Here is a 7068-nt window from a genome sequence, read left to right as displayed (position 1 = left end):
GAGGGCTTCACGAGAGGGCTTCACGAGAGGGCTTCACGAGAGGGCTTCACGAGAGGGCTTCACGAGAGGGCTTCACGAGAGGGCTTCACGAGAGGGCTTCACGAGAGGGCTTCACGAGAGGGCTTCACGAGAGGGCTTCACGAGAGGGCTTCACGAGAGGGCTCGCGAAACTGAGGTGCAGGCGTCCTTATCGGTCCGCGGAGGCATGAAGATCGGCGATGGCCCAGCGGCCGGCCGCCGCGGACGAGCCTCCTCGTGAGACCTCCTCGTGAGACCTCCTCGTGAGACCTCCTCGTGAGACCTCCTCGTGAGACCCCTTCGTGAAAGGGTCTCGTGAAAGGGTCTCGTGAAGGGGTCTCGTGAAGGGGTCTCGTGAAGGGGTCTCAATTGTTTCCGACACGGTGGTGGCCAGGCGGTCAGGGCGTCTCGCGGGCCTCGTCCTTGCGAATGGACAGGCAGAGCAGGGCGCCGGCGAGGCAGAGCGCGGCGCCGACGTAGAACGCGAGGGCGTAGCTGCCGCGCAGGTCGCGGATGAGTCCGGCCCCACCGGCGGCGAGGGCGGCGCCGAGCTGGTGCGAGGCGAAGATCCAGCCGAACACGATCGGGGCGCGCTCGCCGAAGATGTCGCGGGTCAGCGCGACGGTCGGCGGCACGGTCGCCACCCAGTCGAGGCCGTAGAACAGGATGAAGACCCACGTGCTCGGCTCGGTGTGCGGCGACAGCAGCGACGGCAGCAGGAGCAGGGCGACCCCCCGTCCGACGTAGTAGCCGACGAGCAGCAGCCGCGGGTCGACGCGGTCGGTGAGCCAGCCGGACGCGATCGTCCCGGCGACGTCGAACACCCCGATCAGCGCCAGCAGCGACGCGGCCGTGGTCGTCGGCATGCCGTGGTCATGCGCGGCCGGGATAAAATGCGTGCCGATGAGCCCGTTGGTGGTGGCGCCGCAGATCGCGAACGAGCCGGCGAGCAGCCAGAACACCGGACGCCGGGCGGCGTCGCGCAACGCGGTCAGCGCGAGCACGGCGCCGTTGCCCGTGCGGGCGGGGGGCGGGGGTCCGGGCTCGGCGTCTGTCGCGCCGTACGCCCGGACGCCGAGATCGGCCGGGTGGTCGCGCAGCAGCAGCACGACGAGCGGAACCACCGCGAGCGCGGCGAGCGCGACCGTCACCGAGGCCGGCCGCCAGCCGTGCGCGTCCGTCAGCGCGGCGACGACCGGAAGGAAGACCAGCTGCCCGGTGGCACCGGCGGCGGTGAGAACCCCGCTGACCAGTCCGCGCCGGGCGACGAACCAGCGCGTCGAGACCATCGCGACGAGCGACATCGACAGCGAGCCCGTGCCGAGGCCCACGAACAGCCCCCACAGCAGGAACAACTGCCAGGTGGCCGACATCGTGATCGCGGCACCGGAGCCGATCGCGACCAGCACGAGCGCACCGCAGGCGACCGGGCGCATGCCGAAGCGCATCATCAGCGCAGCACCGAACGGCGCCGTCAGGCCGTAGAGCGTCATGTTGACCGCGATGGCGGCGCCGACGGTGCCGTGCGACCAGCCGAACTCGTCGTGCAGCGGGTCGATCATGACGCCGGGCACGGCCCGGAACCCGGCCGCGGCCAGCATGGTCACGAAGGTGACGCCCGCGACGACCCAGGCCCGGTGCAGCCGCCGACCGGCGCGAGGCGGTGGGGCCGTCGATTCGGTGACGGCGGACGCGAACTCACTCACGAGGCGTGAGTCTGCCGCGCCCGCGAAATCGCGACCAGTGGCAGGAATGTCATCTCGTGCAAGAATCGTGCCATGGCTGTCCGGCATCGCGTCGCCGTCCTGCTCCTGCCTCCCGTGGTCGGCTTCGACGCCGCCATCCCGTCCCAGTTGTTGGGTCAGGCGCGCGACGACGCGGGCGCTGCGCTGTACGACGTCCGCATGGTCGGCCTCGACGACGGACCGGTGACCACCGAGGCCGGGTACGCGATCGTCCCCGAGCACGGGCCCGCCGAGTTGCGCCGCGCCGACACGGTGATCGTGCCGGGCACCCGGTACGCGCCGGCCCGGCAGCGCGGGGAACTCGAACCGCACGTGGCCGCGGCGCTGGCGTCCGTCCGCCCGTCCGCCCGCATCGTCTCCATCTGCACCGGCGCGTTCGTGCTCGCGGCCGCCGGTCGGTTCGCCGGCCGTCCCGCGACGACCCACTGGGCCTACGCGGACGAGTTCCGCGCGCTCTTCCCCGACGTCGCGCTCGACGCCGACCGGCTGTTCGTGGACGACGGCGACCTGCTCTCGTCCGCGGGGGTGGCGGCCGGGGTCGACCTGTGCCTGCACCTCATCCGCCGCGACCACGGCAGCGCGGTCGCCAACCGGGTGGCGCGGCAGTGCGTCGTGCCACCGTGGCGAGACGGGGGACAGGCACAGTTCATCGACCGCCCGGTGCCCGAGCCGGGGGTGTCGGGCACCGGGCCCGTCCGCCGCTGGGCGCTCGACCACCTGCACGAGCCCATCGACGTCGCCCGGCTCGCGTCCGAGGCGCGGATGAGCGTCCGCACGTTCAACCGCCGTTTTCGCGACGAGACCGGGCGGGCGCCGGGAGCATGGCTGGCCGCGCAGCGGCTCGAGCACGCCCGTCACCTGCTGGAGAGCACGGACCTGCCCGTCGACGAGGTCGCGCACCGCGCCGGCCTCGGCAGCGGCGCCAACCTGCGGCTCAAGCTGCGCGAGGTGGTCGGGTTGTCACCCGCCGCCTACCGCCGCACCTTCCGCGGAGCGGGTCGCCGGAACGGTCAACCGAGCGCGCCGGGCGCGAACGTGTCGCAGCGCGTCGGATCCCCGGAGCGGTAACCGCGCGTCAGCCACTGCTTGCGCTGCGCCGACGAGCCGTGCGTGAACGTGTCCGGTCGGACGGTCCCGCCGCCGAGGTTCTTCTGGATGAAGTCGTCGCCGATGCGTTGCGCGGCATCGACGGCGCTGTCGAGGTCGGCCTGGGTGATGTCGACGATCAGGGCGCGCTGATTGCCCTGCGGCTGGGTCGCGTGGTTCATCCAGACGCCGGCGTAGCAGTCGGCCTGCAACTCGAGCTTCACCGAGTCGGACGACGCACCCTGACGGGTGCGCACCTTGCCCTCGGTCCCGAGCAGGTCCTGCACGTGGTGGCCGTACTCGTGTGCGAGCACGTAGGCGTTGACCAGCGGACCGCCGGTGGCCCCGAACTGCGACTTCAGCTGGTCGTAGAACGACAGGTCGATGTACACGAGCCGGTCACCGGGGCAGTAGAACGGGCCGGCGTCGCTGGTCGCCGACCCACACCGGGTGTCGACCCCGCCGCTGAAGAAGACGGTGTCGACCGGGGTGTAGCGGCGGCCGTCCGCGAGCTTCGGGTACTCGGCCCCCCAGTAGTCCTGGATGGAGTTGATGTCGGCGACGACCGCGCACTCGAGCTTGTCGTTGGCGTCGGCGCCGGTACGGCACTCCTTGGCGAGGTCGTTGTTGTCGGCCTGCGCCGGCTGCCCGTTGCTGCCGAGGTTGCCGAGCACCGACGACGACCCGCCGCCCCCGCCGCCCAGGTTGGACAGCACCAGGTACCCGCCGACCGCGAGCACGATGACGATCCAGCTCGCCGCGCCCTTCTTGCCGCGGAAAAGCAAGCCGATGAGCAGGGGCAGCAGCCCGCCGCCGAGGCCACCCCCGCCGAGACCGGAGGGTCGGGAGCCACCGCGGGCGTCCGTGACCTCGGAGGTGTCCAGCTGCGCGTCGTCGTCGTATCGCATGGTGCCGACATCCTGCCCCGATCACGCCCAAGGCGGACCCGCCGGGGACGAATCGTCGGCGGATTACGCCGTGGCGGACGGGCCGCCGGGACCGATCGCGTACGGAAAGCCGCGTCCGGGGTTGCTGCCGGTGTAGTCGAATTCCGCGCCCGGCCAGGTGTCGATGACGTCCTGCACCGGCTGCAGCTCGAGCACCGCCGACACGACGGCCGCGAGCGTGACCGCGGCGTCCTCGTCGGAGCCGGTGAACGGAGGGCGCCCCGCTTCGCGGGTGAGCACCAGTGCACCGCTGGCGGCGGCGAGCCGCACGGGGACGACCAGGAGCCGCCCGACGGGCAATCGCACCCCGTGGTGCAGGTCGTGCGGCACGTCGGCGACCGTGGCGATGCGCACCGGCCGGCCCGTCCGCATGACGTGCCCGCCGACGGACTGGTCGGCCGGCAGCACGGCGCCGGTCGGGTCCTGCTCGGCCGGATAGCCACCCGCCCGGACGACCTCGACGTGCGCGCCCGCGTCGACGAGCACGAGGACGCAGTACCCGTCGGCGGTGACCGCGCCGCGGACGGTGTCGCCGGCCACGGCGAGCCGGTCGGCGCCGTGGGCCACCGCCAGCCGGGTGGTCAGCTGCCCGACGACCTCGGCGACGAGGCCGGTGGGGTCGGACGCGGCGCGCGGGTCGGCCGTGAGGCCGCGGTCGTGGGGCACGTGCCACACCAGCGCGCAGCCGGTGCTGGTGCGGTGGCGCACGCACCAGCCGCCGAGCCGGGCGGCGCGCTCGTCGTCGGCCACCGCTCCGGAGCACCGGCCCTCGTCGGCGACGGTGAGGGTGACGCCGGAGTCGGTGGCGGTGACGTCGACGGCCAGGGTGCTGCCCACGGCGTCGTGATCGGTGTTGCGGCGCAGTACGTCGACCAGCGCGGCCCGCAGCGCGGCGTGCAGCCGGCGCGCGACCAGGACCGGCACCCGCTCCAGCGGCCCGGCGATCGACAGTGCCGGGCGCAACCCCGCCGCGGCCGCGGCGTCGGCGGTCACCGCGCGCAGCTCGGCGACGAATTCCGCGACCGGACCGTGGTCGCCGTCGTCACCGAGCGTGACGTCCGGGACGGCCACGGGAACGGAGGCGCCGGTCAGCCCGGCGATCACCCCGTCCAGGTCGTCGAGCCCCTCGCGCACGGCCTGGGCCCCTTCCGCTCCGGCGGCGGGGACGTCGAGCTGCAGCCGCACCGCGAGGGCACGCAGCTCCCGCACGGCGGTGTCCCGGGCGCGGACGAGATCGGCCTCGCGGGCGGTGAGGGCGTCGACCGTGTCGCGCTCGGCGGCGAGGTCGGCGCGCACCAGGCGCAGCGTGGCCTCGAGCAGGGCGCGGTCGCGCGCGGCGGCACCGTCCGCCGTGCGTCGCCGACCGAGAACCATCTGTCCGCCCACCCTGTGCCCAGAAACTAACGTCAATCACACCCGGCGGCAGGGTGATCGTCAAGGCCGGACGGCGGGACGGCGCGGGGACGCCCGGTATCCTCGCATCGGTGGTGTTACGCACCGGGCGCTGATCGCCCCGGCCGCGGGCCGTCCGTCCGCCCCCACCCACCGCCGACCCGACCCGGAAGAGAAGCCCGTGCTGACCGCCACCGACCTCGAACTGCGCGCCGGCTCGCGCATCCTGCTCGAGCCGACCACCCTGCGCGTGCAGCCGAGCGACCGCATCGGCCTGGTCGGCCGCAACGGGGCGGGCAAGACGACCAGCCTGCGGGTGCTGGCCGGCGAGACCGTGCCCCACGGCGGACGCATCGACAGCACCGGTCCGATCGGCTACCTGCCGCAGGACCCCCGCGACGGCGACCTCGCCGTGCTGGCCCGCGACCGCGTGCTGTCCGCGCGTGGGCTCGACACGCTCGTCACCGACATCGCCAAGGTGCAGGTCGCCCTGGCCGAACGTCCGGACGACGAGACGCTGCTGCGCCGCTACGGCTCGCTCGAGGAGCGCTTCACCGCGCTGGGCGGGTACGCCGCCGAGAGCGAGGCCGCGCGCATCTGCGCGAACCTCGGCCTGCCCGACCGGGTGCTCGCGCAGCCGCTGCGCACGCTGTCGGGCGGGCAGCGCCGGCGCGTCGAGCTGGCACGCATCCTGTTCGCCGACTCCGGCGCCGAGCCGACCACCCTGCTGCTCGACGAGCCCACCAACCACCTCGACTCCGACTCGATCACCTGGCTGCGCGACTTCCTCAAACAGCACACCGGTGGCCTGGTGCTGATCAGTCACGACGTCGAGCTGCTCGACGCCGTCGTGAACAAGGTGTGGTACCTCGACGCCAACCGGTCGGCGCTCGACGTCTACAACGTCGACTGGAAGACCTACCTCAAGCAGCGCGAGGCGGACGAGAAGCGCCGGGTCCGTGAGCGCGCCAACGCCGAGCGCAAGATCGAGACGCTCACCAAGCAGGCGGACAAGATGCGCGCGAAGGCCACCAAGGCCCGCGCCGCGCACCAGATGGACCGCCGCGCGGCCGCGCTCGCGGCCGGGCTGTCGGAGGTGCGTCAGCAGGACCGCGTCGCGCGGTTGCGCTTCCCGGCCCCCGCCGCGTGCGGCCGCACGCCGCTCACCGCCGAGGGACTGTCGAAGTCGTACGGCTCGCTCGAGGTGTTCGCCGGCGTCGACCTCGCCATCGACCGCGGCGCCCGGGTGGTCGTGCTCGGGTTGAACGGCGCCGGCAAGACCACGCTGCTGCGCCTGCTCGCCGGCGTCGAGAACCCCGACACCGGTGAGGTCGTGCCGGGCCACGGCCTGCGTCTGGGCTACTACGCGCAGGAGCACGAGACCCTCGACCACGACCGGACGATCCTCGAGAACATGCGCTCGGCGGCGTCCGCGAACGGCCGGTCCGACCTCAGCGACACCGACCTGCGCAAGATCCTCGGCGCGTTCCTCTTCACGGGCGACGACGTCGACAAGCCGGCGGGGGTGCTGTCGGGTGGGGAGAAGACCCGGCTCGCCCTGGCGATGCTGGTCACGAGCTCGGCCAACGTGCTGCTGCTCGACGAGCCCACCAACAACCTCGACCCGGTGAGCCGGGGCCAGGTGCTCGACGCGCTGCACACGTTCGAGGGCGCCATCGTGCTGGTCACGCACGACGAGGGAGCCGTCGAGGCGCTCGCCCCCGAGAAGGTGATCATGCTTCCTGACGGTGTCGAGGACCAGTGGAGCGCCGAGCTCGCGGACCTCATCACCCTGGCGTGATCACGCCGACCCGATCACGGGCGCTGTACGTCCGTCGATTCGGTGTAGAAGTGCGCAAAAGCGCCTCCGAAGCGGCTGG

At 72.9% G+C, this 7068-nt stretch carries 5 protein-coding genes; 2 read left to right on the top strand and 3 right to left on the bottom strand.

Annotated features, from left to right (window positions below; genetic code table 11):
• Positions 1-416: 416 nt before the first annotated feature.
• On the bottom strand, positions 417-1724 hold the full coding sequence (locus ACYVP9_RS07410) for an MFS transporter (protein ID WP_460604056.1): 1308 nt from the start codon (positions 1722-1724) through the stop codon (positions 417-419).
• 72 nt (positions 1725-1796) lie between these two features.
• Between ACYVP9_RS07410 and ACYVP9_RS07405 the strand changes: the two genes are divergently transcribed.
• Positions 1797-2831, top strand: coding sequence for a GlxA family transcriptional regulator (locus ACYVP9_RS07405; protein ID WP_460604055.1), 1035 nt, complete (start codon positions 1797-1799; stop codon positions 2829-2831).
• Here ACYVP9_RS07405 and ypfJ read toward each other — a convergent pair.
• Both ypfJ and ACYVP9_RS07395 read right to left on the bottom strand, forming a co-directional pair.
• Positions 2774-3757: a neutral zinc metallopeptidase gene (gene ypfJ, locus ACYVP9_RS07400; RefSeq protein WP_460604054.1), complete on the bottom strand. Its 984-nt coding sequence runs from the start codon at positions 3755-3757 to the stop codon at positions 2774-2776. The genes ACYVP9_RS07405 and ypfJ overlap by 58 nt on opposite strands.
• 63 nt (positions 3758-3820) lie before the next feature.
• A complete protein-coding gene (locus tag ACYVP9_RS07395; protein WP_460604053.1) occupies positions 3821-5170 on the bottom strand; it encodes a GAF domain-containing protein in 1350 nt (449 codons plus the stop codon).
• A 199-nt stretch (positions 5171-5369) separates the two neighbouring features.
• Between ACYVP9_RS07395 and ACYVP9_RS07390 the strand changes: the two genes are divergently transcribed.
• Positions 5370-6989: an ABC-F family ATP-binding cassette domain-containing protein gene (locus tag ACYVP9_RS07390; protein ID WP_460604052.1), complete on the top strand. Its 1620-nt coding sequence runs from the start codon at positions 5370-5372 to the stop codon at positions 6987-6989.
• The last annotated feature ends 79 nt before the right edge of the window (positions 6990-7068 follow it).

The organism is Jatrophihabitans fulvus (genome assembly GCF_054781375.1).
Note: the sequence above shows the minus strand (reverse complement) of the source record. Positions and strands in the feature narration are given on the sequence as shown.